This window comes from Pseudolactococcus piscium (genome assembly GCF_002441695.1).
GTDB classification, from domain to species: Bacteria; Bacillota; Bacilli; order Lactobacillales; family Streptococcaceae; genus Pseudolactococcus; species Pseudolactococcus piscium.
Genome location: NZ_JXJW01000001.1, coordinates 1 through 24,470 on the forward strand (window position 1 = coordinate 1; position 24,470 = coordinate 24,470).

The following is a 24,470-nucleotide window of genomic DNA, read 5'->3' on the forward strand; positions in this document are numbered from 1 at the left end:
TATTTCCCACACAATTTGACAAAGAGCCGTTAATTATTAAAAAGAGTTCCAAAACATTGTTAAATCAATGCTTTGGGCTCTTTTTTCTTGTTTGAAATTATCGTTAAATGCTATTTTAAGTACCATTTACTAAAAATTAGCATATTTTGAGAATCTTTATCCAGTTTCCCTTACCTTTTCAGGTGTTACATGAGTATAAATATTCATGGTTGTTTTTATATCTTTATGTCCTAGACGTTCCTGTACTTCTATGATACTAGCACCAGATTCAAAAAGTAAACTAGCGTGAGTATGTCTAAAACCATGTAAAGTAATTTTAGGTAAATTAAACTTTTCTAAGATGCTATAAAGCCAGTCATTCGTAGCTTGTGGGTAATATAATTCATTAAATTTATTAGTAAAAAGAAATTGTGATTCTTTAGAAGTATTATAGCCAAGCTTAAAATACCATTTTTTTGATTATAACGCCATTGTTCGAGAAACTTAATAGTTTTGGTACCAGGAGCAATTTTTCTTTGAGAACTAATTGTTTTTGGCTCCTGAATGATGATTTGGTTATATTCTTTCATAGCAAGAGTTTTACCGATTGTTAGATTTTGATTGAAAATATCAATATCTTTCCATTGCAAAGCAAGCACCTCAGATTTTCTCATATCAGTAAAGGCTAAAATTCTTAAAAAAGTTAAAATTTTAGTGCTAGTTCTGCTTGAATCCTCTGTGTGGCTTTCTAAGTACTCAAAAAACGTTCTTAATTGTTCTTTAGTGTGATTCAAATGTTTTAGCGAGAATTACAGATATGGTATCTGCCCTAACTGATATTGTAGCTAAAACCGTTACGAAAAAAGAAATAAAATCTATTGGTGAGGTACATCGAGTTGTTATACCAAGTGGTGAAACCTTATCTAAATCAAAGGAGATGGAGGGGGGCTGTTCGCGGTTTTTATTCGAATGAAAAAGTATTGCTGGTCAAACCAATTATATTAATGTAGATCCATCATAATTAAGCAGAGGTTTTCAAGTTGCAGATGGTGTTTCGAACGTTATGAATGTCGTCTATTTGGTTGTTGGACAATACTATATGTCTGAAGTAAATGATAAGCTAGAGTCTATGAATAAAAATCTCATTGAGATAGGGAATTTTGAACAAAGAGAATTTAAGTCGAAAATATTTTCATTAAACACGAGAGTAGGTAAAATAAGTAAATTTAGTTCTCATATATTAGAGAATGAGGAACTGAGAAACAGGCAGTTACATTCTTTAGAAGCTATAGAAGGAAAAGTGACACAACTCTTGCAACAGGTTAATATCACGATTGATGCTTTTTTCCAAAACAATGAGCAACTAGATTTTAAGACGTATTTGGAGAAGATAAATGAGTTGAGCATGTTACTTAGCTATCAAATAGTTCTTGTTTCTTTGTTATAAGAGGTAAACAAGTTGATGTATTCACTGAATAAATGTGCTGTTAATGCCGAGATGTGTTATTAGATGTTCAATGGCTATTTGAAACAATCAAATGAAAGCTTATTAAAATTAAAGTTATGTCATAAAATTCAAACAAAAAATTAGGGAATAGACTTAGTTAACCACCGAATTAAAAAGTATTGTTTCGAAAGAGCGGTAGGTGAAGTACAAGGTCTATTTAATATGAATTGGAAATATAAATTACTTGACGAAAATATTGAAAAAATAATTATCAAGCAAACAGTTGATACAAAATTACAATTAGCACCTCTTGAAGAAGTGTTTGACAAAGATATAGAGATTGTCGCAAAGGATGGAAAACTTTGTTACTTGAAGTAATTGAATAAAAAAGAACTAGCTCTATCCCGTGTATCAAATCAATATGAAATCAAATACATTAGTTACTGAAATTGATAAATGTTTTAGAATTAATAAATAAGAGTAATAAGAAAATTAATTTCTGAGTTTTATGCTTATTACTACTTAGTGATAGATAAAAAAGCTAATGGAAGAGGTAGTGATTTAATCGAATATCGAGTGTCAGGAATGTTTTTAAATCAGTTTTCTTGACGCTTTTTTTGTTTCGATTGGTTTGGTTGTCTCTGAAGAAGAAAAAGCATCAATTTTTAAAATTGGCCAAGCTTACATTCTTCTGATATGTGTATGTAAATATCTATAGTTGTTTTTATATTTTTATGTTGTAAGTAGCTTTAAGGTTTTAACACAAAATTTTTATAATAATACTGATTGGCTGTATCTGAATCCATGAGGCAATATTATATATACGTACCATTATTTTAATTTCTCTTCATTTCTACCCAGGGAGTTTCTTAGTCATTCATTTATAGCATACTTGTGATAATATTTTTTGATTTTTAGCTTGTGAAATGGTAAAACTTTTCTATACAAAAATTATGAGGTCTTTATTTTATTTAAAATGTTATTTTATCAATTCTAGAACAGACTAATCTTTTTAAACTAAAAATTAAAAAATATATAATATTTAACTGTATATTCTGTTTTTAGAATTAAAAACACTGTATGTATTGATAATTTTTATTTTTAGTATATGATTATTATAAAAGGAGAATTGAAAATGTTTGATTTTAAACAAGAAATAACTAGAAGTATAGGAAATGCTAATCTTAATTACCAAATTGATAATGTAAAATTAACTGATTACCAAAAGTATATAAATGTTATTCAAACTGGTAATATAGGAAATTTGAAAGTTAAGAATCAAGAATCATCAAAAATAATCAAACTTCAAGATATTTCGATTGGAGGGACAAAAAGTAATGTTAAAAAGAAAATAAGGAATGAAATTATTTGCATTAAAGAAACGGATGACTCTTGCCATTTAATAGCAAGATGTTTAGGAGGTACTAATCAACAAGTTAATCTTTTTGCTGGAACGCGAACTCTAAACAGAGCGATAATGAATCATGTTGAAAAAGTTGTAAAAAATTTTATTAAGGCAAGTAGTACAAGTGTATTTTATCGAGTTGAATTAGTACATGAAGTTCAATCTCAAAGGGTAAAAAAAATAGAGATTATAATTGTACCTTTAAATTCTAATGTTATTCCTGTTAAGGTAGAAATATTCAATGTTTAACAAATAAAAAGATTTAAAACAGGTGTTACATATTAATTGAATCAATAAGATAGATTAATTTCTGAAATAGCTCTTCAAAAAGTTAATGCCAAACTAAATGGCATTTAGTTAATTTTAGTTGAATATCATTCATTCTGTTTAATAAAAATGAAATGATAAAATATATGTTTAAAGCTTATTGCTATTCATAGGGGATTAAAAAATCTGATGGAAGGTTCTGTAGGTTAATAAAACAGAGCTAGTTAAACACTATGTTTACTGGCTTTTTTGTTTTGGAATTTGAGAGGGCAGATACGTAATACTGTAAAGGTCCGTTGCTAAACAATATTGACCCATCCTAAGGGACTATAATTATAGTCCATCCAGTAGACTAGATAATTAGATTTTCTAGAATCATGTCAAACTACGGCTAGCCGTTGATAGTGTAGCGAGTACTTGGATCTGCCAATATCGTCTTACCTCAATTTCATTTGAAAACATAAGGATTTCTCTAAAAAGAAAGCGTTGACATTAAGAAAATCTTGTGATATTATTAAGGTGTAATTAAGGAATGTGATTAGTTTGGCTAAGCATGACCGATTTACCAATGTCTTTTGAGGACCTTGAGTAGATTGGTTTTTTTGTTTTTTTAGGAAAGGGAATGGCTGTAAAGATGCATGATCAATTTTCTGTAGATATAAAATTAGTATTGATAAGTAGGCGTGGCAGATATAAAGAAGCACGACTTGACCTGGTACAATCAGCTGGAACGTACCCTGTTGTACAAATAAGCGTTGTATAGCCCTATGATTATAAAAAGAGTATTGAATAACAATACAATTATTTGTGAAGAAAATAATGAAGAAATCATTATAAAGGGAAAAGGGATTGCTTTTTCGAAAAAAGCAGGAGATATGTAGAAGAAGCTAAAGTTGAAAAAATTTTTAGGTTAGAAACAAATGAAACCATAGGGTTGTATCAAGAGGTGATTATGAACACGCCTGAGGATATCATTTTGATATCTGAAAAGATGATTGATGATATTAAAAGAAATACCAATAAAAAAATTAACGATAAAATATACGTGACACTTACAGATCATATCTCAAACCTATTGGAACGCATAAGTATGGGGATTGTGTTTGATAGTTCTTTGCTATGGAATGTTCGAGCACTTTATCCAGAAGAATATGGCTTGGCTAAAAGTGCAGTTAGCTTATTATCAAGGCATTTAGATCTCAAAATTCCAAGTGATGAGGCGAATTTTATTGCCATACATATTGTTAACTCTGAGATGAATTTGGACTTGCAAGAGACTGTGAATATTACCAGAACGATTGATTCAGTTATGCACTTAATCACAAACGAATTTAAGGGCATAGCATTGATTGAAGATTCATTAGACTATGCAAGATTTGTACTCCATTTAAGATATTTATTGCAGAGAATCATACAAAATGAAGCACTAAATAGTCATAAAGAAGATAACATGCTTAAGTTACTCTTTAAGGAATACCCTAAACAAGGGGAATTAGTTACAAAAATAGTATCGGTTTTATCTGATAAATACAAAAAAGAGATTGCTGGAGAACGCTTGTTTCTGATGATACATGTGATTCGATTAACCACAAATTAATCAAGGAGGATTATTATTTTTTAATTGGAAGGTGACAGTTCGGCTGGCTTGACCATGTTCATCGCAACTAAAAATTGGAGGATTTGAACATGAATTACGCAAAATTAGCAAAAGAGATCATAGACAATGTAGGTGGCGAGAGTAACATCGTATCTTACACGCACTGCATGACTCGATTGCGATTTATTCTAAAAGACGTAACAAAGGCTGATGACGTAGCCTTGAAAAAGCTAACCGAAGTAGTAGGTGTTGTCAACAAAGGAGGTCAGTATCAAGTCATCATTGGGCCAGAAGTTAGTGAAGTCTATCTTGAAGCAAAAAAAATCGTCAAAGAAAATAAAAGTGATGACGCGTCAGTAGCATCATACGAGAAAAAAGAGAAGTCAGTAAAAAAAGGGCCTTCTCAGATTTTAGATAATGTAATGGGCGCGCTCGCATCATGTATGACGCCTTTGATTCCCATTCTCTTATGTGCTGGTTTTTCAAAAACGGTAGCCGCAGTTTTTGGTCCGCAGTTGCTTGGCTGGTTTAGCAAAACAAGTGATTTATACAATTTATTTACATTTGTTGGGGATGCTGGATTCTATTTCCTACCAGTATTTGTTGGCTATACGGCTGCAAAAAGATTTGGTACGAGTGAAGTAATGGGCTTACTCTTAGGGACGATTATGATTCATCCCTATTTAATCCAGTTAATTCATGATGGTGGTAAATTTAGCGTTTATGGCCTACCTATTATTCTTCAAAATTACACATCAACAGTACTTCCCATGGTCTTAATTGTTTGGGTTATGTCTTATGTAGAATCATTTTTCAAAAGAATAACGCCAAATACCTTGAAAACCTTTGGTGTCCCCTTTGGCACACTCCTCGTTATGCTACCACTTGCACTAGGTGTCTTAGGACCACTGGGTGGCTTTTTAGGAACTTATATTGGCAATGGCTTAATTTGGTTGCATGCAACGATTGGTCCTCTAGGTGTAGCTGTAGTTGCTGCATCGTTTAGTTTATTAGTCATGACAGGTATGCATACAATTTTGATTGCCTTCTTATTTATGACATTTGCTCAAAATGGGTTTGATAGCTTTTTAATGCCAGCGATGCTTGTCAGTAGTTGGACTTGTGTGGGTGTAGCAGTAGCTTGTGTGTTCCAATTTAAAAATCGGGATAAAAAATCAACAACGATAAGCTATTTGTTCACTTGGTTTCTTGGTGGTGTTGGTGAACCTTTATTATATGGCTTATTTGCGAGATATAAACAAGCATTGTATGCACAAATTCTTGGTGGGTTTATTGCTGGGTTAATCGTCGGATTTTTAGGTTTAAAAGCACATGTCCTAAATCCATCAAGTGGCGTATATGGATTAGCCGCATTTTTCGGTGGCTCAAAGATGAACTATTTGTTCTTAGTCATTTCAGTAGTCGTCTCATTTGTTGTCAGTTTTATCGCGATGACAGTCATTAAGCTGACTGAAGAACAAAGAAATTAGCTGGAGAGAAAAAATGATAGTATCAGATGTTATTGCACAAGTAAAAGCACTTTATACAGGTATTGACCAAGATGGCAATAAAATTGATGAACATACGACGAGAGATAAGGTTTTATTTGGGGACGAAAATATAGCGTGTACTGGGATTGTTGTAACTTGCTTTGCCTCTGTAGCGGTGATTCATCAAGCGATTGAGCAGGGCGCAAATCTAATCATTTGTCATGAGTCTATGTTTTGGAATCGTGGTAATGTTGGTAGTGTTTTAGAACAAAATGAAATTTATAAGAAAAAAAGTGCATTATTGGCTGAACATAAAATAGTCGTCTGGCGAAATCACGATTTTATTCATTCGGGGTTCAATGTTGATGGCAATATCGTAGATGGTATATTTTATGGTGTTATGAAGAGTTTAGCTTGGGATGAGTTTCTCATCAAAAAGTATGATGATCACTTGAATTTTAAACTCCCTGACTACTCTGTTAATGAGATCGCTAAACACCTGATTGAGAAATTAAATCTAAATGGTTTGAGAATCATTGGTGATCCTGAAACGCGCGTTAGACATATCAGAATTCCTTTTCATATATTAGGTTTTGAGTATGATTTAAGTCTGATCATGGATATGGAGGAAGAGAAAATTGATGCCTTAATTGCACTAGAGATTATAGATTTTACTGTGAGCGAATATATAATAGACTCGTCTCAACTCGGTAGACCCAAAGTCGTCTTTTCCGTGGGTCACTTTAATCTAGAAGAGCCAGGTATGGCCTATCTTATCAATTATCTGCCAACATCTATCACAGAAGCGCTTGATGTTAGCTTTGTTAAATCTGGAGATACATTTGACTATATTACCAAATAAATAAAGCATGTAGTTACGTAGTAATGAGAGAGATAGCTACATATTATTTAACCCTGAAAACGCCTCATAGTTTGCCTTTTCTAAACATAAGAGAAGTTGTCTTTGGACAGCTTCTCTTATGTTTTATAGGTCATTTTAAAGGTAATCCGTCATATTGTTTTAATCGGTAAATACTAAACGATACATTATGATAAATCAGCTTTATCAATTCGGATTGACGGATAATGATCTAGTGCTAATAAATTAGTGTTTAAGTCACAACTATAGAGAAAATAAAAACTATTATCCTCATTAGTCGTGACTAGCTCTAAAAATTTGTCATGGATTAACTGATGATCTATGGAAATAAAGACAATTGATACGACACCATACTTTTCATCATCATTATCATTTTCAACATGAGCTTTCATTATTATCTTCAATTCTTCTGGTGAATTCAATACATCATTGATGTATGCGTCTCGTTCATTATTCATGATTTCTCCTTTTAAAGTAACAATAAGATGTAAGTAATAGCTGTCCGAATTGACTCACCTGTTCTCATCTATTAGTTAAAATGGGTAAGTTTATACTTTCAAATAGGAATTTTCCCATAAATCAGACCTCTTTACATCTAATTATACTAATAAATTCATCTTTTCTCAAACTTAAACAGATAATAAACGTAATAAATGATGACATATCTTTTAAATACAAATTTTGCGCTATTTTTTTAGGACTTGAGATACGTCATGCCTGTATTTTAAATATACTGAATAACTTCCTCAAAGTTAAGCTTCAAGACATGATTTTCCGTAATGTATCTCTTTATATCATCAACAAACCAATAAGTTGACAACCAAATATGAATAAGATAAACTTATACTTACGAATTTTCGTAAGGTTACGCTTGACGTGATTTATTACAAGTAATCAGTCTGCTATTTTAGGATGATATCAAGTCATCTCATGACAGTAAACATCACAATAATTGGTACACGATGAAAGGATAGTTTAAACATGAAAATGGCACATACCTGTGTAAGGGTCAAAGATTTAGCTGCGTCTCTTGAATTCTATAGCAAATCATTTGGTTTTGAAGAAAGTAGTCGCAGAGATTTCCCTGAATATAAATTTACTTTAGTTTATTTAACCCTACCAGGAGATGACTATGAACTAGAGTTAACTTATAACTATGATTCAGAAGGCTATGAGTTAGGAAATGGTTACGGTCATATCGCAATCTCTACTGATGATCTTGAGGGATTACATCAAACCCATAAAGCAGCGGGATTCGACGTGACTGACTTGAAAAATTTACCTGGTGAGCCACCAGCCTATTATTTTATTACGGATCCTGATGGCTACAAAGTTGAAGTCATTAGATAAGAAACGGTGACTTTCAGTAGGTTGAATACAAGCGCTTAGCCATGTCTAAGCGCTTTACTAAGCTATATTTAGGTTAGATAATGAATTAGCAAAACAGGCATGCTAGTCATAGCATATGCCTGTTTTAAGATAGTTAAATCGTGTTAGGAGATTTTTTATGATACAAGTAAAACAGATCATCACAGGCCCTCTAAAAGAAAACTGTTATCTTATCTATAATGATCATGCGGTGTTAATCGTTGATCCTGGAGATAATGCCGATGTCATCAAAGCAGAAATCAGTCGGACACAAGCAAAACCGATAGCTATCTTACTAACACATGCGCATCATGATCACATAGGCGCCTTAGAAGCAGTTCGTAGACAGTACAAGGTGCCTGTATATATCAGTTCAATCGAACAAAGTTGGCTAACAAATCCGGTATTGAATTTATCTGGACTACCTAGAAATAAGGGGATTGCCGATGTTATTTGTCGACCTGCTGAATACGAATTTGAAAAGTATCAAAGGTACACCTTAGGGGATATGACTTTCAAGGTTGTTCCGACACCTGGTCATTCTCCCGGTAGCATGAGTTTTATATTTGATGACTTTGTCATCACGGGAGATGCACTATTCAGTGGTAGTATCGGCATAACTGATCTCCCTTTTGGAGACAAAGAAGTTCTGCTAAATGGGATCAAGACAGAGCTTTTCACATTACCTGATCAATTCAGAGTTTTTCCAGGACACCGGGAAGCAACAACGATTGGTAAAGAAAAAGACACGAATCCTTTTTTTAATTAACCTCAGCTGAAAATATAGCCGCCTTAACTATCAATAATGTTTCGTCTGTTCGACGACTGTTACTAATAAGATGAGTAGTGAAGCAAGTAGCAAGTCTGCTTGTTTTTTTTATGTATTTGATAGCTGCTAATAAATTTTGTAATGATATACCAATGCGTAACTGACTAAATTAATTTTAGGTTTTGAAAATAGGAAAAATGCAGGTTAAGGTGTCGTCTAATTATTTCCAGCGCATAAAAATTAAACTGTCAAAATACTTGAATTATAATTAAATTGTTAGTATAATAACATTGTTGGTAATGAAAGAGGATTTTTATGAACAAAAAAATAAGTTTAGCACCGATCGTCGTTTTTTTTAGCCTACTTTTTGCAGGTCAACCTGTACAAGCAGAAGTTAAATCCCAAGAAATTACGAGTTTAGAAGAACCCACATGGGTATTTAAGACGGGGATGTCACGTGCAAAGTACCATGATCGTCAAGATTTAGGTGTGGTCTTAAACGCAGGTGCGACGATCAAGATTAGAAAATCAAGTCATGCAGATGGCTATAAAAGCTTATCACTTTGGTTATTGGCAAATGATAGAAAATTAGAAAAGAGTGTTACAGTCACAAATGATTGGCAGACTGTCACAACCACATCTAGTGTTGTCCCCTTTATCAATACACCTTATGGGGAAAAAAATGCAGCAATAGAGTATGAGATTGAGGGCTCATCTACTAGCCTACCTATTTATGATCAAAAAAAGAGTGAAACGGCGTTCTTTTCAGAATGGGATGCTAGTAATGCAGCATTCGGCCTGATTAAAAGTGATAAATTTCAACTCCTCATACCAAGTGCTGAAAAAAACAAGATAAAAAAATTATCAGATTTCACCTCTTTAGCAGATTATATTAGCTATCAAGACAGCATTATCAACTATTATGATGGGTTGATGGGATTGACAGCGTCGCAAGGGATTAATAAAACGCCAGAAAATCGCTTTTTTCTGAAAGCAGATGGCGGTGTCGGTTCCGGAGTGGGTGCCTTTTATAGTGATAATTATTCGGCAAATGGTGAGCCAACAGTCGTCAATATGTGGATGACCAAATGGAATTGGGGGACCTTACATGAGCTGGGTCATGCCTACCAGCCAGCTTATGGGAATAAAGGCATGTATACTGGAGAAGTAGCTAACAATCTTTTAGCGGTGCTATTCACATACGAGCACAGAGGAAAAGCTGATGGAGATAAAAAATCATGGCTGTATAACTACAACAAGAAACAGGCTGTCGAAGCATCTTTATATGATGCGCTGGTAAATAATGGACAAGGCTATGCAGGTGTCGATTTACGCCGACGTTTGATTTTACTAACAGATTTAACACAAAGTGTTGGGAAAGAGAATTGGACCAAGTTAAATGTTTTCTATAGAGAAGCAATTAATAATGGTGACACAGCGATTCAAAATTTGTCACTTCCTGATTTGTTTACTTTATATTATAGCAGTCAAACGAAAAAAGATTATAGCCCAGTTTTTACTAAATGGGGGTTATCATTGACTGCTTCAAGACAGCCTACGATAAACCGAGGGAATGACTATCCAGGTGTTGCTTCTTTGATCGATGTTGTGCCCAAATCAAATCTAGATGCTGCGGTCAGCTTTTTGAGCGATAAATTATTGATAGATTCCCAATTTAATTTGGTAACAAATCAAGATATAGCAGGCTTGCAGTTACCAGGTGGGGGATTGAGCATTCACCTTAAGATTGATGAGTTTGCCCAATTAAAAGGTAAGACATTACAATTGAAAAATGGGCAAGAAATCGTAAAAGAAGTTGTTATTGAGTCACCTGATTTGCTGGTGCCAGATCTGAAAAATGGCATTTATACGATGGTCTTTCCGGAAACGGCAAAACGGTACATAATCAACAATTACTATGGCTATGTACGGGATGCGCAGAACGAGACAACTGCAATCTTTACGGAGCTAGCAGGTAGTCAACTATTTGATGAAGTAATTGCTTTTAAAGGGATACAGTATGACTTTGCTTATTTGAAAACCGATTTTCAAAGACAAAAGATGACTGTTGATGTCTTTTTGGAGCGACCACATCTTTATTATGCTGGCGAACTTTATGCATCCATACAAGTCTTTGATGAAGCAGGTAAACAGATTTATGAAAAGATGATAGAAGGCACGGATGTCAAACCAGAAAAAGTAGAGTTACCACTAAAAGAAGGTTATCAAATTAAAATTTTTCATGCTGAAACAAAAAATCGATTGCGTGGCTCAACTGCTGGCTTAATCAATCCAGCAACTAAGACGAATGTACTTCTGGTTAAAAATGGTCAATTAGTTAACCAAGATGGGACGTCATCAGCAACAGTCGCAGTAGATAAAATTTTGACGGCAATCGAGCAGTTGAAACAAGATCCTGCCCTCAGTGCCCTCAAAGGATCACCTGAAAAAGATCAGATTATTGTGGCAATTCTAGCTTTACCACAAGTAGATCGAGATCAATTATTAGTGGACCATCAAGATCTTCTAAATCTGAAACCTGGTCAGATGACGATTCGCTACCTCGATGACAAAGGTACGGTGATTTCTCCACCAGATGTTCAAGTAGGACGTTTTGGTGAAACTAGAAAACTTCAAGCTAAAGCAATATCAGGTTATGCATTTTCAGAAGAGACACCAGAGGTTGACCTAGCCTATCAACTTGACCCAACCAGTCATACCTTTATTTATAAAAAGCAACCTGACCCAATCCTCCCTAAAAACAAGTTATTATTAAAGGATGCTGTTTTAATACAAGGGGAGATATGGGATCCTGAAATGCATGTCGTCGAGTTGATAAAAGATAACGAGACCTATACATTTGCTGATGCTGTCAAGTCTGGGGCGTTAACTTATACACCTAAAGGTCTAGATACTAGCAAAGTGGGTACCTACACAGTAACCTACACATATGCTGGTGCTGCGAGTACAGCTAAAGTGATAGTTAAGGAAACAAACCAAGCAACCGCAACTACAAAAAAATCACCTGAAGTGCCGCATTCAGTTGCCTCTAGTCAAGCTCTTGCTAAAGAAAAGAAACAGGTTAAACTCTTGCCTAAAACAGGTGAGAAGAAAACTTACCTAGCAGTGATACTAGGTTTGCTACTTATCATTGTTAGCTTATATGATATTAATCATAAACGTAAAGCTAGTAATTAAGGGTAAAGAGCTCGTCTTAGGACAGCTTTTTTTGCTTTTTCCATAAAACCTATTCAAAGTGTTATAGGGCATTTTAAAAATAGTCTCATCATTTACGAATAAAAGTTTGTCTATTCTCAAAAAATATAATACTACATTTAAATGTAAACTAAATTGAAGTTTAAAGTTTGCAACTATAGGGAATAAATCAAATTTAGGGCGCATAGGAGAAGTTGCATGAAAAAAATGACAGTAAAATAGCGACGAAGATGATCACTAGAGTCGCTATGTTTTTAGTTTTAAACATTATATCTGGTATGATTGCCATACCGGTTCCAGCTATCGGCGTGCCATTTGTACTACAAAACATGTTAATTATGATGACTGGTGGTTTTCTAGGTAAAAAATATGGCACCTTTTTATGGATAAAGTATGGGGTAATGACCCTATTTATTTAAAGGTAAGCGTTGATCATCATTTTGAAGTATGGTCTTGCGATAAAAAAGTGGCGGAAGCTTGTATCATGAAATGACTAAGTTCTTTTTGTAAATGTCTATAATTAGTTGTAATTTTCGATAAATTTGTTATAATTAATTATATATCAATAGGGATTTAATTAGGATTTAAAACAGGGGAGAACTTATGAAGAAAAAATTGCTAATGCTCGTTTTTGCTACAACTTTACTGGTCGGTTTATCCGCTTGTAGTAGTAAAGCAGCTACAGAATCATCTAAATCATCATCTAGTTCAGAAAAATCTGAAGTTGTCAAAAAATCGTCTAAGTCGTCTGAAGAAAAGAAAACAACAGAATCATCTTCTGCTAAAAAAACAGGTAAAGCTAATCAATTTGATTTGATGATTGAAGCTGCTCAGTCACAAATTCCTCAGTTGAAAAAACAATTTGGTGATACTTATTCTGATATGACAATCACAAGAGGTGAAGGGGATACTATCGTCTATACTTATACCTATGCGCAAGATCCAGCTGTTGCTATCGATGCTGCTGCTTTAAAACCGACTTTGGTTAAGGGATTAAAACCAGTTATTGATTCGACTAAAGGAATATTCCCAGATGTGAAAATTCAGATTATCTATCTAAAACCTGATAAAACTGAACTAGTGAATCTCATGATCACACAGGAAGATACAAACGCTATCGGTTAATGTTGCAAAAGTGACTGATGTGCAAGCAAGCTTTAAAAGTGAGTACCGTAGTACTTGCTTTTTTTGTATGCCGTTAGACGGATAAATAACCTATGATGACACGATTAGCTATCTGGTATGGGTATCTCAAGATATATCGATTATGATATAAAAGTTAAAACAGTTGACAAGCGTATTCTTATAGTGTTTAATATACCCATAGAGGTATATTAAAGGAGAATAAGATGCTGTCACTATTTAAAAAATATCCGAGTGTTACGACGATGGAATTAGCAGAGTTAGCCAAAGGTAACATAACTTTGCTAGATGTTAGAACACCAAGTGAATATCAAGGTGGGCATATTGCTAAAGCAAGAAATGTGCCATTAAACACGATTGATAGCTATCAGGCAACGAAAGACCAGCCTGTCTATATCATTTGCCAGTCAGGTATGAGAAGTAAGCAGGCAACACGTATTCTATCTAAAAAAGGTGTTGAGGCAATCAATGTCCGAGGTGGCATGAGTCAATGGCATGGTTTAACAAAAAAAGGCAAGTAAAGCATTAGATAGGAAATTAATCATGGAAAAAATTATTATTATTGGTGGTGTAGCAGGTGGTATGTCTGCTGCGACACGCCTGCGTCGTTTAAAAGAGGATGCTGAAATCATTGTGTTTGATAAAGGCCCTTATGTCTCTTTCGCCAACTGTGGCTTACCTTACTATGTCTCAGGAGAAATCGCACAAAGAGATGCTTTAATCTTGCAAACACCAGACTCTTTAAGCACACGGTTTAACTTAGATGTCCGACCACTTCATGACGTGATTCGGATCAATCCTGAGAAAAAAACAGTTACAGTCAAAAATCAAGAGGGTATTTTTGAGGCGTCCTATGACAGTCTTGTACTCTCACCAGGTGCCAAGCCTTTCATTCCAGAAATTGCTGGCTTGCAAGATGCTGATAATATTTTCAGCCTCAGAAATGTACCAGACTTAGATAAGCTGATGGCTAAGATAAACGAGAATGGGGCAGAAAAAGTAACGGTTATCGGTGCTGGTTTTATTGGGCTTGAAATGGCTGAGAACTTAAAGCAAAAAGGATTAGCCGTCACAATCGTTGAAAAAGCGTCACATGTACTGCCTACAATGGACGAGGAAATGGCTGCTTTTGTAACGCAAGAACTAGTCCATCAAGGCGTGCGCGTGATAACCTCTCAGTCAGCAGTGGCTTTTAAGGATAAGGGCAGAACGATCCTCCTAGAGGATAGCACGACGCTTAACTCTGATATTACGATACTATCAGTTGGCATACAGCCAGAAACACCTTTGGCCCAAGCAGCAGGGATAAAGTTAGGGTTTCGGGGCGGTATTCTAGTAGATGAGCATTACCAAACTAATCTCAAAGATATATATGCAGTGGGTGATGCCATCGTCGTTAAGCAGCAAGTTACGGATTCGGACACCTTAATTTCATTAGCGTCTCCTGCTAACAGACAAGGCCGTCAAGTAGCAGATGTGATCGCTGGGTTACCCCGACAAAATAAAGGTAGTATCGGGACAGCGATCGTTAGGGTATTTGATTTATCAGTCGCATCTACTGGTCTAAGTGAGCGAGCAGCTAAACAAGCAGGCTTGCAAGTTGAGGTTGTCCATACGACGGGTAAAGACCATGCCGGCTATTATCCAGGGGCAACAGATATTACCTTAAAACTCATTTTCAACCCAGAATCTGGTGTTATCTATGGCGCGCAAGCGGTTGGTAATAAAGGGATTGATAAAAGAATAGATATCATCGCGACGGCCATCAAAGGTGGTCTAACCATCTTTGATCTGCCAGAGTTAGAGTTAACCTATGCCCCACCATTTGGCTCAGCCAAAGATCCAGTTAACATGATTGGGTATGCAGCCATGAATTTGCTAGAAGGCCTAAGTGATCATGTGCAGTGGTATGATTTAAATGCTGAATTAGCCACAGGAAAAGTGTTACTCGATGTTAGAAATGAATCGGAATTAAAGACAAATGGCCAGTTCAAATCGTTTGTGAACATTCCCTTAGACGACTTACGGTCACGTTTGTCAGAGTTGGACAAAACGATTTCCTACATCGTCACTTGTCATAGTGGCCTTAGAAGTTACATAGCAGAACGCATCTTAAAACAAGCAGGATTTAGCGTTCAGAACTTAGATGGCGCATTTTCCCTATACAATACAATTAAACCGGAGGACATTAACCATGTATAAATCGATTTACAGTGATGATTTTTATCAACTAACACAAACAGCATCTTTAGCGGTATTAGACGTCAGAGAAGTAGAGGAGTTTGAAGATGGGCACATCGCGTCAAGTGAGAATTTGCCCTTAAGTAGTCTGGTACTGGACTATGAGAAATTAGATAAAAGTCAGCCTTATTTTGTCATCTGTCATGCAGGCGTGCGCTCAGCAAATGCCTGTGAGTTTCTAAGTCAAGAAGGCTATGATGTGACAAATGTTATGGGGGGTATGTCAGCTTGGGAGGGCGATGTCGTATGACAACATCTTGTGATACAAAGGTTTTAAACCGTTTGAAACGGACTGAAGGTCAACTTCGTGGGATTCAAAAGATGATTGAAGAGGAGAAGACGTGTGTCGATGTCATTACACAACTCAGTGCTGTTCGCTCAAGTGTTGACAGGATTATGGGGATCATCGTTGCAGAAAACTTGAAGCAGTGCCTAGAAAATCCAGAAGTAGATCAGGCCACGCAAACAGAAAAAATCGAGCAAGCCATTCAACTGATTGTTAAAAAATGACTTTTTATGAAATTTAGTACTATCTATGATCAGCTGTTACCTTTACAAACTATAAATATTAAATTAGTACAACAAATTACAGAAAACGCTTGCAATTAGGTGGGTAATAGTGTAAAATGAAGTTAATTAAATGGGTAGTTACTGATTATGCAGGCTATACCTTGAAATGTACAGGATAATATCGTGTACGTTTTAAGGTATGGCCTTTTTTTCGTAAGGAGGTGAATAGTTGCGTGGAAATTAGGAAGGTACTAAATAACAACTCCGTTTTAGTTGGTAAAGGGACAAAAGACTACATCTGGATCGGAACGGGTATCGGGTATAAAAGAAAGCCTGGTCAGGAAGCAGATGAGACAAAAATTGACCGTGTTTTTGTCTTGCAAAAAAAATCCTCTGAGAGATTGATGGACTTATTGCAAGATATTCCCATGGCTTATGTCATACTTGCAGATGAGATTATCAAGTACGCTAAAACAGAAATTTCATATGAACTGAGTGATGCCCTCTATATTTCATTGACTGACCATATTTTTAATATGATTCGCTTAGAAAAGGAAGGCTTAACCTTTACAAATCAGTTGTTCTGGGAAGTGAGGAAATTCTACCGCAAAGAATTTTCAGTCGGTGAGATGGCGATTCAGCTAATTAATGCTAAATTTGATGTGACACTTGATATGACAGAAGCAGCCAATATCGCCATGCATTTTATTAATGCGGAGCTAAATACCGATGGTCAAGTTGAAAATATTAATGAATTAACTAGAAAGATTAAGGATATCACTGAAATCATTCGGATGCATAATCAAATAGAGGTCGACGGTGAAAGTTTAGACTTTGAACGATTTGTCACACATCTAAGGTTTTTCTTTAAACGATTAGAAAAAGTAGAGGTTAAAAATAAAGGGAATCCGTTACTCGTATATGCGATTGATAAGTATCCGGCCGCTTATGAAACGACCGTATTAATTGGCAAATACTTAAAAAAAGAGTTGGTTGATGATGAACAGTTATATCTGACGCTGCATGTCCAAAAATTAATTGAAAAATAAGACAAGGTGTCACTGGTAAAGCAGGCAAGACTTGATGAAGCTGATGTGAAGCAGCTTTGTTTGGTCTTGCTTTTTTTATTGACATTAGATTAAAGAGGAACCGTATGACGGAGTACCAAAATTTAAACGAAACCATCTTGAAAAATATAGGTGGGAAAGAAAATATTAGCGGGTTAGCGCATTGCATGACGCGTCTGCGCTTTAGGCTAAAAGATGAGTCGAAAGCAAACACGGAGGTAATCAAAAAACTATCTGGCGTCGTAACAGTCGTCCAAAGTGGTGGCCAGTATCAAGTTGTGATTGGTAACCACGTCTCAGAAGTTTATAAGGAATTTGTTGTGATGGCAGGCATTCAAGATGCAGCACCATCAGAGGCCAGTGAAGACAAACCAAAAGGTGTTTTAAATAATTTTATCGATATTGTATCAGGTATCTTTACACCAGTTATTAGTGTCTTGATGGCAGCAGGGATGATCAAAGGGCTTGTCGCTTTATTATCAGCCTTTAAATTACTAGAGCCGACGTCTGGTACCTTTATCATCTTAAGTGCAACTGGAGATGGCCTTTTCTACTTCTTCCCATTATTCTTGGGTTATACGGGCTCTAAGAAATTTGGCGGTAAACCATTTATTGGGATGGCGATTGGGGCAGCCCTAGTCTATCCCACCATTACAGCGACCATGGCAAATGGAGATGCTTTATTTACCTTATTTCGTGGTACTGTAATTGAATCCCCTGTCTATGTCACTTTCTTAGGGATACCCGTTATTTTGATGAGTTACACCTCCAGTGTCGTGCCGATCATTGCGGGCACTTATTTAGCGGCCAAGTTAGAAGGGGTCTTTAATCGGGTGATTCCACGTCTTGTCCGTAGTTTCTTTATCTCCTTTTTAACCTTAATCATTACGGTGCCACTTGTTTTTCTAATTGTTGGGCCACTGACAACCTGGTTAGGGTTGTTCTTAGGTCAACTCTTATCTGCATCCTATAATTTGAGTCCAATCTTATCTGGGATTTTAATCGGTGGTTTTTGGCAGGTGTTTATCATGTTTGGCTTGCATTGGGGCTTTATTCCGATTGCCTTAAACAATTTAGCGACGCTTGGCTATGATGTTGTCATGATATCGGGTTCAACAACGCCACTTGCTATGGCAGGCGTGACCTTAGGTGTCATGTTAAAAACGAAAAATAAAAAGTTAAAAGAAATTGCTCTTCCAGCCTTCCTATCCTCACTATTTGGTGTGACTGAGCCAGCCTTATATGGGGTCACCTTACCAAGGAAAAAAGTGTTCTATACGACCTCAGTTGCAGTCGCAATGGGTGGTGCGATTATGGGACTGTTTAAAACGAGAGCCCATATTAACGGTGGAACTGGTATCTTTGCTATCCCACGCTTTATTAATCCGAAAAGTGGCTTTGACGCTAGTTTTATCGGCTTTATCTTAGCCTGTCTAGTCGCCTTCGGAGCAGGGTTCTTAATTACTTACTTCTACTCTTATAATCCCAAGATGGATGAGGAAGATGCATCTGTATCTGAGACTGAAACGGGTGATAATCATCCGACTAATGAGACAATCGCACCATCAGCGGAATATGAGATCTTATCGCCGGTTAAGGGTGAGATAATTCCCTTAGACCAGCTAAAAGATGCCGCCTTCTCTACCGGCTTATTAGGAGATGGCCTTGGCATCATCCCAAGCGAAGGCAAGCTCTATGCGCCGGAAGATGGTGAAGTGACTGTTTTGTTTCCGACAAATCATGCTATTGGTATGCTTTTAGACAGTGGCATCGAGCTTCTGGTGCATGTCGGGATGGATACGGTTGACCTCACCGGCAACTATTTTGAACCCTTAGTTAAGCAAGGAGATAAGTTTAAAAAAGGTCAGGTGCTACTAACCTTTGATATAGAAGCCATTGAAAAGGCAGGGTATGGGTTAGAGACCCCCGTTATTGTGACCAATACGAAAGATCTACTAGACGTGCTTAAAACGGATGAAAAAAATGTTGACACGTCAGATGTCTTATTAACGATTATTACATAGGAGGTTCATAATGAGCGATAAAAAAAACATGATATTATTTGTAGCAGACCAAATGCGAAGTGATGCGATGGCACACATGGGTAATCCAGCAGCGATTACACCAAATTTGGATAGCTTAGCACAAGAAGGGGTATCATTTGAAAATGCCTACTGTCAAAATCCAGTCTGTGTGCCATCTCGAAATAGTTTTCTAACGGGGTTGTATCCCCATGTCAGTGGGCATCGGACCATGCATTACTTGCAACGTGAAGATGAACCAAATATCTTAAAAGAGATGAAAGAAAATGGCTATGAAGTCATCTGGATTGGTAGAAACGATATTGTGCCTGCCGATCGACCAAAGACTGCCTACTGCGATGAATATTACGATGGTGTTGTACCAGAAAATACGCGGGATGCTGAAAATAGTGAAATGAAATTTTCGGCTGATATGAATGCCGATAGTAAAAAGCTCTATGATGAGATGCTATCAGGGGATACCTACTATTCTTTTTATATGGGTAAACTACCAGATGGCGAAGGCTATGGTAAAACTGATTGGAACTGCGTCGAGCAAGCTTTAGCTTATATTGATCGGAGAAGTCAATCAGGATCGGATAAACCGTTCTTTGTTTATTGTACGATTTCATTCCCACATCCGCCCTATGCTTGTGAGGATCCTTGGTATTCAAGTATTGATCGTCATCAGTTACCCAAGCGTCGACCGAGTGTCAAGGATATACCGAACAAGGCATCAATGCTCTATGGGATTAATGAAAAACAGCACTTAAATGACTGGTCAGAGGAGCGCTTTGATGAACTGAGAGCGACTTATCTCGCTATGGTGTCACGATTTGACTCTCAATTGGGGATGATTAAGGATAAGCTAAAAGAAGCAGAGCTTTATGATGACACGACCCTGATTGTGTTTAGTGATCACGGTGATTATACTGGGGATTATGCCATCACAGAAAAAGTACAAAATTGTTTTGAAGATCCGATTTCAAATGTCCCATTACTGATTAAGCCAGCCAAAGGGATTGCTGTGACACCTCGAATTTCTAAGGCGCAAGTTGAGCTATTAGATTTGCCGGCAACACTGGCCGATTTAGGAGGCTTTAAGTTGTCCTATACCCAATTTGGTGAATCTCTTTTACATGCTGTATCTGGAGATGAAACGCATAAGGATGCCGTATTCTGTGAAGGTGGCCGTGTTCATGGCGAAACACAGGCTATGGAGCTAGGACACAGTCCAGTATCAACCTATTGGCCTCGTTTGTCCACGCAATATAGTGAAGGGCCTGAGCACACTAAAGCAGTTATGTGTAAAATGGGAGACTACAAATACACCATGCGACTTTATGAGACAGATGAGTTATATGATATGATTGCCGATCCTATGGAAATCAATAATTTAGCAGTTGACCCAGCATATCAAAAAATCGTGCAGGAGATGAAAAATCGGGTGGCAGAATTTTATATGGCGACGACTGATTTTGTGCCTATGAAAAAAGACAAGCGCTAAGGCATCACCTTGGCTAAGCGATGTCATCGTTGCAACACAAGAAAACCGAGTTTGCTAGGAACCTACGTTCTCTATTTGAGGAGTTGACTTAGTAAACCGGGTAAGACAAAATGAAAGGTGTAAGCCTATGAAACAGATATCAGTGTTGATCAAACCTGCTTCTTCACTTTGTAATATACGCTGTAAATACTGTTTCTATGCCAATGTAAGTGCCCTTCGTGAGGTGCGTTCGTTTGGTAAAATGACGTCAGAAGTAGCAGAAAAAATGATCGCAAATATTTTTCAGGATTTAGCAGATGGTGATGTACTCACACTTGCCTTTCAAGGCGGTGAGCCAACCCTGGCTGGTCTATCTTACTTTGAACATATTATCGCTTTAGTAGCGGCACAGGTGAAACAAATCGACGTACACTATACCATTCAAACAAATGGGATGGTAATTAATGAGCAGTGGTGCAGGTTCTTGAAAGCCAATAATTTCTTGGTAGGCTTATCGATTGATGGGCATCCCCTCTATCATGATTTAAATCGTATTGATCCAAAAGGTAACGGAACATTTCACCGGGTCATGCTAACCAAGCAGCTATTTGATACCTATGCCATCGACTATAATGTCCTCTGTGTCTTGACTGCACCTTTAGCAAAGGAAGCCGAAAAAGTATTTCAGTTTATCCAAAAAGAGCAGATTAGCTATATTCAGTTTATCCCCTGCTTGGCTGACTTAGATACAACTGAGGGTAGTGACTACGTCTTGACACCAAAAGGATTTTCGGCATTCTATCGTCAAGTATTGACTGATTGGTTGGCTGCACTAGAAAAAGGACAGGCTATCAGCGTTAAACTATTTGATGATATCATCAATCTTTTGGTAGCTAAGCGCGTGACATCCTGTGGGATGTTAGGAAATTGCCAAGTGCAGTATGTGATTGAAGCAGATGGGAGTGTCTATCCTTGTGACTTTTATGTGCTGGATGACTATCGTATGGGCTATATTCAAGATGAAACGCTAGGTCAGTTATTTACCAAGAAAAATGCGAAACGCTTTATCTGTGAGAAACCCAATCTGCCAGAAACTTGCCAGACCTGTCCTTTCTTGAACATGTGTCGTGGTGGTTGTAAACGCATGAAAGATGCCATGTATGTTGATCAGAATGGGGACTGTGGCTACGCTGCACTATTACATGAATTTTTACCTCAGATTGATCATATTTTAGCGACAGTAGAGGAGCGATGTTGATGATAGGGGGACTCTATTTCTTTGTTATCGTCATAGCAAACACGATTGGTGCGATATCGGGGATGGGTGGAGGGGTACTCATCAAACCAACTTTCGATTTGATAGGTGCACATTCAGTTGTGGCGATTTCCTTTTATTCATCAGTTGCTGTACTTACCATGTCCCTAGTATCAACCGCTCGACAAATCAGCAGTCATCAGCAGTTTAATTGGCGCTTGATCACATGGGTATCAGCAGGTGCAATAGCTGGGGGGGTGTTTGGCAACCGCACACTTGATTATTTACTAGATAAATTTGACAGTGACATATCAGTTCAGATGATACAGATTGTCTTGACAGTTATCACATTACTTTTTGCCTTGTGTTATAGTAAAATGACACATATAGGGTATCAATTAAGCAACAGTATCTGCTACTTGATTTGCGGTTTAGTATTAGGTTTTCTAGCTAGTCTATTAGGAATAGGTGGTGGGCCAATTAATGTCTCCTTGTTTATGCTACTATTTTCGATGCCAATTAAAGAAGCAACAGTTTACTCAATATGTAGTATTCTTTTTTCACAGCTATCGAAAATAGGGACTATAGCCTTAGGTGTTGGGTTTTCCAGCTATGATTTATCTGTTTTAGCCTATGTTATACCAGCAGCGATTATTGGTGGTTTATTAGGTGGGAAATTAAGTCATGTCTTATCTGAAGAGAGAGTGATGCAGGTCTTTCAGGTTGTTATCATAAGTGTCTTATTAATTAATTGTTATAATGGTTTCAAATTACTATAAAAAAAACACCTGCTATACTTTTGGCACAGTAGCCAAAGTATAGCAGGTGTTTTCGTCGTGGGTAATGTCAAAAATCAGCATTTAGTTCATCAGCGATATCTTGTAGGGCATCAAACCTCAAGTAGTGGACAGCAAAACCATCAGTTTCATTAAATTTGGCCACTAAATATTTGAGCTTTGTCTCATTTTCTTCATCATAGAAAACAAAGGCACCGTCGGCGTGCTGGATTAAGAAGGCGTTGTATTCGCGAAATTGTCCTGGATTTTCGTAAGCATCGTAGGCATATTGGATGAAGTCAACTTGCTTGAATAATGCCAATTTCGTTTGATTGCTCTCATTCCAATTCTGACCATGTGTTTTGAAAGGGAAAATCGTCGCAAGCTTAAAGTCATAGTCGCTTTTCATTTCTAAGGCGACTTGTAAGACCCAGTATTCGAATCCTAGATTGCCACCAAAAATTAGCCATTCTAGTCCTTCAGATGCTAAACTCTCTAATTTTTTTCGAATGGCAAGTTTAATGACAGTAAGTTTGATGTCTTTTTCGTCAAATAGGCTAATATCAAATGCCGTATAGCCGGCAATTAGTAATGTTTTCATCTTTAAAATGATCTCCCTTTTCCATCTTGTTTCAATTCGGCTAATGTTTTTCTCATGTAAGCGTTTAAAAGTGATTTTGTACCTTAATCTACCCCTATATACTATCATTTACTTGCACATTAGACTATAAAATTATATACTTGTTATGACTATATTTTATTATGATGAGGTGCTAAAAGCTTGCTGTAATCATGAGTTTATTGATATGATATCAATCTCAAAGATTGCCCCGTCACTCGAGTTTCAGTATTTTATAACTACTGAATTTGAATGGCAGAGTGCTTATCTTAAAAGCTTATGAAGGGGAACTCATGGTTAATTATCCAGGTGGTATTGTAAGTGCCCGAAAACAAAAAAATCAACAACCTAAACCAGTTAAATTTGGCAAACGTGGGATGAGCTTTGAAGCTGAAATTAATGCAACAAATGCCTATTACTTGGCGCATGGTTTGGCAGTGATACATAAAAAACCGACACCAATTCAAATCGTCAAAGTCGATTATCCTAAGCGTAGCCGTGCAAAAATTACAGAAGCCTATTTTCGTCAGGCATCGACAACAGATTATTCAGGTGTTTACCAGGGTTATTATATTGATTTTGAAGCAAAGGAAACACAAAATAAAACGAGTTTTCCCTTGAAAAATTTTCATGACCATCAAATTGAACACATGGAAAATGTATTGAGTCAAAAAGGTATTGCTTTTGTCCTTTTACATTTTACAGTACTTTCAAGAACATTTTTACTTAAAGCATCTGATTTAATCCCATTTTATAAAGAAAACAAGGGGCAAAAATCGATTCCTTTAACTTTTATTGAAGATAAAGGAGATGAGATTTCAAATCAACTACTACCTAGTATCCCATATCTTGACCCTATTCACAAACTTTTAGGAGGTGACTCACATTTCAAATCTACAACAAAATAGACAAAAATCAAAATTACGTGTGTTGA

General features: G+C 36.5%; 25 protein-coding genes and 1 pseudogene. 22 read left to right on the forward strand and 4 right to left on the reverse strand.

Features of this window, described 5'->3' with window-relative positions:
* Positions 1-156: 156 nt before the first annotated feature.
* Together RU86_RS12270 and RU86_RS00005 are read right to left on the reverse strand one after the other, a co-directional pair.
* Positions 157-372: pseudogene (locus RU86_RS12270) on the reverse strand (site-specific integrase); the annotation flags it as partial.
* Complete coding sequence (locus tag RU86_RS00005; RefSeq protein WP_245810438.1) at positions 336-773, reverse strand: site-specific integrase; 438 nt, start codon at positions 771-773, stop codon at positions 336-338. The pseudogene RU86_RS12270 and the gene RU86_RS00005, both read right to left, overlap by 37 nt.
* A gap of 305 nt (positions 774-1,078) precedes the next feature.
* Here RU86_RS00005 and RU86_RS00010 point away from each other — a divergent pair, with 305 nt between their 5' ends.
* From RU86_RS00010 to RU86_RS00030, 7 genes are all read left to right on the forward strand, one after another.
* Positions 1,079-1,426: a hypothetical protein gene (locus tag RU86_RS00010; RefSeq protein WP_143468071.1), complete on the forward strand. Its 348-nt coding sequence runs from the start codon at positions 1,079-1,081 to the stop codon at positions 1,424-1,426.
* 222 nt (positions 1,427-1,648) lie between these two features.
* Complete coding sequence (locus tag RU86_RS11960) at positions 1,649-1,804, forward strand: hypothetical protein (RefSeq protein WP_179296155.1); 156 nt, start codon at positions 1,649-1,651, stop codon at positions 1,802-1,804.
* 757 nt (positions 1,805-2,561) lie between these two features.
* On the forward strand, positions 2,562-3,080 hold the full coding sequence (locus tag RU86_RS00015; RefSeq protein ID WP_179296156.1) for a DNA/RNA non-specific endonuclease: 519 nt from the start codon (positions 2,562-2,564) through the stop codon (positions 3,078-3,080).
* A 785-nt stretch (positions 3,081-3,865) separates the two neighbouring features.
* A complete protein-coding gene (locus RU86_RS12275; RefSeq protein ID WP_245810439.1) occupies positions 3,866-3,979 on the forward strand; it encodes a CAT RNA binding domain-containing protein in 114 nt (37 codons plus the stop codon).
* A gap of 71 nt (positions 3,980-4,050) precedes the next feature.
* Complete coding sequence (locus RU86_RS00020; protein ID WP_245810440.1) at positions 4,051-4,695, forward strand: PRD domain-containing protein; 645 nt, start codon at positions 4,051-4,053, stop codon at positions 4,693-4,695.
* 89 nt (positions 4,696-4,784) lie between these two features.
* Complete coding sequence (locus tag RU86_RS00025; RefSeq protein ID WP_096813445.1) at positions 4,785-6,185, forward strand: PTS transporter subunit EIIC; 1,401 nt, start codon at positions 4,785-4,787, stop codon at positions 6,183-6,185.
* A gap of 13 nt (positions 6,186-6,198) precedes the next feature.
* A complete protein-coding gene (locus tag RU86_RS00030; RefSeq protein WP_096813446.1) occupies positions 6,199-7,047 on the forward strand; it encodes a Nif3-like dinuclear metal center hexameric protein in 849 nt (282 codons plus the stop codon).
* 185 nt (positions 7,048-7,232) lie between these two features.
* On the opposite strand, the gene RU86_RS00035 is transcribed toward RU86_RS00030, so the two are convergent.
* Positions 7,233-7,523, reverse strand: coding sequence for a hypothetical protein (locus RU86_RS00035; protein WP_096813447.1), 291 nt, complete (start codon positions 7,521-7,523; stop codon positions 7,233-7,235).
* Positions 7,524-8,046: 523 nt separating this feature from the next.
* Between RU86_RS00035 and gloA the strand changes: the two genes are divergently transcribed.
* From gloA to RU86_RS00105, 14 genes are all read left to right on the forward strand, one after another.
* Positions 8,047-8,415: a lactoylglutathione lyase gene (gene gloA / locus RU86_RS00040; protein ID WP_096813448.1), complete on the forward strand. Its 369-nt coding sequence runs from the start codon at positions 8,047-8,049 to the stop codon at positions 8,413-8,415.
* Between the two features lie 157 nt (positions 8,416-8,572).
* Positions 8,573-9,202, forward strand: coding sequence for an MBL fold metallo-hydrolase (locus RU86_RS00045; RefSeq protein WP_096813449.1), 630 nt, complete (start codon positions 8,573-8,575; stop codon positions 9,200-9,202).
* Positions 9,203-9,517: 315 nt separating this feature from the next.
* The gene (locus RU86_RS00050) at positions 9,518-12,400 is read left to right on the forward strand and encodes a putative mucin/carbohydrate-binding domain-containing protein (protein WP_096813450.1); all 2,883 of its coding nucleotides are present in this window, start codon (positions 9,518-9,520) and stop codon (positions 12,398-12,400) included.
* Between the two features lie 248 nt (positions 12,401-12,648).
* On the forward strand, positions 12,649-12,837 hold the full coding sequence (locus tag RU86_RS11965) for a biotin transporter BioY (protein WP_489752603.1): 189 nt from the start codon (positions 12,649-12,651) through the stop codon (positions 12,835-12,837).
* A 184-nt stretch (positions 12,838-13,021) separates the two neighbouring features.
* On the forward strand, positions 13,022-13,543 hold the full coding sequence (locus RU86_RS00060; RefSeq protein ID WP_096813452.1) for a hypothetical protein: 522 nt from the start codon (positions 13,022-13,024) through the stop codon (positions 13,541-13,543).
* A 224-nt stretch (positions 13,544-13,767) separates the two neighbouring features.
* Positions 13,768-14,082: a rhodanese-like domain-containing protein gene (locus RU86_RS00065; protein WP_096813453.1), complete on the forward strand. Its 315-nt coding sequence runs from the start codon at positions 13,768-13,770 to the stop codon at positions 14,080-14,082.
* Between the two features lie 22 nt (positions 14,083-14,104).
* Positions 14,105-15,763 carry an FAD-dependent oxidoreductase gene (locus RU86_RS00070; RefSeq protein ID WP_096813454.1) on the forward strand — a complete coding sequence of 553 codons (1,659 nt, stop codon included), beginning with the start codon at positions 14,105-14,107 and terminating at the stop codon, positions 15,761-15,763.
* Positions 15,756-16,052, forward strand: a complete 297-nt coding sequence (locus tag RU86_RS00075; protein ID WP_079505206.1) for a rhodanese-like domain-containing protein — start codon at positions 15,756-15,758, stop codon at positions 16,050-16,052. Before RU86_RS00070 ends, RU86_RS00075 begins: the two co-directional genes overlap by 8 nt.
* Positions 16,049-16,312: a metal-sensitive transcriptional regulator gene (locus RU86_RS00080; RefSeq protein ID WP_096813455.1), complete on the forward strand. Its 264-nt coding sequence runs from the start codon at positions 16,049-16,051 to the stop codon at positions 16,310-16,312. The genes RU86_RS00075 and RU86_RS00080 overlap by 4 nt, the downstream gene beginning before the upstream one ends.
* Positions 16,313-16,545: 233 nt before the next feature.
* Complete coding sequence (locus RU86_RS00085) at positions 16,546-17,361, forward strand: PRD domain-containing protein (protein WP_096813456.1); 816 nt, start codon at positions 16,546-16,548, stop codon at positions 17,359-17,361.
* 104 nt (positions 17,362-17,465) lie between these two features.
* Positions 17,466-19,403: a beta-glucoside-specific PTS transporter subunit IIABC gene (locus RU86_RS00090; protein ID WP_096813457.1), complete on the forward strand. Its 1,938-nt coding sequence runs from the start codon at positions 17,466-17,468 to the stop codon at positions 19,401-19,403.
* A 10-nt stretch (positions 19,404-19,413) separates the two neighbouring features.
* Positions 19,414-20,907, forward strand: a complete 1,494-nt coding sequence (locus RU86_RS00095; protein WP_096813458.1) for a sulfatase family protein — start codon at positions 19,414-19,416, stop codon at positions 20,905-20,907.
* Between the two features lie 127 nt (positions 20,908-21,034).
* Positions 21,035-22,144, forward strand: a complete 1,110-nt coding sequence (locus tag RU86_RS00100) for a radical SAM/SPASM domain-containing protein (RefSeq protein WP_096813459.1) — start codon at positions 21,035-21,037, stop codon at positions 22,142-22,144.
* Entirely contained in the window at positions 22,144-22,920 is a 777-nt protein-coding gene (locus tag RU86_RS00105) for a sulfite exporter TauE/SafE family protein (protein ID WP_096813460.1), read from the forward strand. Before RU86_RS00100 ends, RU86_RS00105 begins: the two co-directional genes overlap by 1 nt.
* A 67-nt stretch (positions 22,921-22,987) precedes the next feature.
* Here the strand turns inward: RU86_RS00105 and RU86_RS00110 are convergent, their stop codons facing one another.
* Complete coding sequence (locus RU86_RS00110) at positions 22,988-23,518, reverse strand: SLOG family protein (RefSeq protein ID WP_096813461.1); 531 nt, start codon at positions 23,516-23,518, stop codon at positions 22,988-22,990.
* A 311-nt stretch (positions 23,519-23,829) separates the two neighbouring features.
* Here RU86_RS00110 and recU point away from each other — a divergent pair, with 311 nt between their 5' ends.
* Positions 23,830-24,444, forward strand: coding sequence for a Holliday junction resolvase RecU (gene recU / locus RU86_RS00115; RefSeq protein ID WP_096813462.1), 615 nt, complete (start codon positions 23,830-23,832; stop codon positions 24,442-24,444).
* The last annotated feature ends 26 nt before the right edge of the window (positions 24,445-24,470 follow it).

Bases quoted from the DNA above. Each gene is read 5' to 3' on its own strand.
- RU86_RS00075 (WP_079505206.1), top strand. From the start codon at position 15,756: ATGTATAAATCGATTTACAGTGATGATTTTTATCAACTAACACAAACA.
- RU86_RS00015 (WP_179296156.1), top strand. From the start codon at position 2,562: ATGTTTGATTTTAAACAAGAAATAACTAGAAGTATAGGAAATGCTAAT.
- RU86_RS00090 (WP_096813457.1), top strand. From the start codon at position 17,466: ATGACGGAGTACCAAAATTTAAACGAAACCATCTTGAAAAATATAGGT.
- RU86_RS00095 (WP_096813458.1), top strand. From the start codon at position 19,414: ATGAGCGATAAAAAAAACATGATATTATTTGTAGCAGACCAAATGCGA.
- RU86_RS11965 (WP_489752603.1), top strand. From the start codon at position 12,649: ATGATCACTAGAGTCGCTATGTTTTTAGTTTTAAACATTATATCTGGT.
- RU86_RS00065 (WP_096813453.1), top strand. From the start codon at position 13,768: ATGCTGTCACTATTTAAAAAATATCCGAGTGTTACGACGATGGAATTA.
- RU86_RS00020 (WP_245810440.1), top strand. From the start codon at position 4,051: ATGAACACGCCTGAGGATATCATTTTGATATCTGAAAAGATGATTGAT.
- RU86_RS11960 (WP_179296155.1), top strand. From the start codon at position 1,649: ATGAATTGGAAATATAAATTACTTGACGAAAATATTGAAAAAATAATT.
- RU86_RS00025 (WP_096813445.1), top strand. From the start codon at position 4,785: ATGAATTACGCAAAATTAGCAAAAGAGATCATAGACAATGTAGGTGGC.
- RU86_RS00070 (WP_096813454.1), top strand. From the start codon at position 14,105: ATGGAAAAAATTATTATTATTGGTGGTGTAGCAGGTGGTATGTCTGCT.
- recU (WP_096813462.1), top strand. From the start codon at position 23,830: ATGGTTAATTATCCAGGTGGTATTGTAAGTGCCCGAAAACAAAAAAAT.
- RU86_RS00080 (WP_096813455.1), top strand. From the start codon at position 16,049: ATGACAACATCTTGTGATACAAAGGTTTTAAACCGTTTGAAACGGACT.
- RU86_RS00045 (WP_096813449.1), top strand. From the start codon at position 8,573: ATGATACAAGTAAAACAGATCATCACAGGCCCTCTAAAAGAAAACTGT.
- RU86_RS00110 (WP_096813461.1), bottom strand. From the start codon at position 23,518: ATGAAAACATTACTAATTGCCGGCTATACGGCATTTGATATTAGCCTA.
- gloA (WP_096813448.1), top strand. From the start codon at position 8,047: ATGAAAATGGCACATACCTGTGTAAGGGTCAAAGATTTAGCTGCGTCT.
- RU86_RS00010 (WP_143468071.1), top strand. From the start codon at position 1,079: ATGTCTGAAGTAAATGATAAGCTAGAGTCTATGAATAAAAATCTCATT.
- RU86_RS00050 (WP_096813450.1), top strand. From the start codon at position 9,518: ATGAACAAAAAAATAAGTTTAGCACCGATCGTCGTTTTTTTTAGCCTA.
- RU86_RS00060 (WP_096813452.1), top strand. From the start codon at position 13,022: ATGAAGAAAAAATTGCTAATGCTCGTTTTTGCTACAACTTTACTGGTC.
- RU86_RS00035 (WP_096813447.1), bottom strand. From the start codon at position 7,523: ATGAATAATGAACGAGACGCATACATCAATGATGTATTGAATTCACCA.
- RU86_RS00105 (WP_096813460.1), top strand. From the start codon at position 22,144: ATGATAGGGGGACTCTATTTCTTTGTTATCGTCATAGCAAACACGATT.
- RU86_RS00030 (WP_096813446.1), top strand. From the start codon at position 6,199: ATGATAGTATCAGATGTTATTGCACAAGTAAAAGCACTTTATACAGGT.
- RU86_RS00100 (WP_096813459.1), top strand. From the start codon at position 21,035: ATGAAACAGATATCAGTGTTGATCAAACCTGCTTCTTCACTTTGTAAT.
- RU86_RS12275 (WP_245810439.1), top strand. From the start codon at position 3,866: ATGATTATAAAAAGAGTATTGAATAACAATACAATTATTTGTGAAGAA.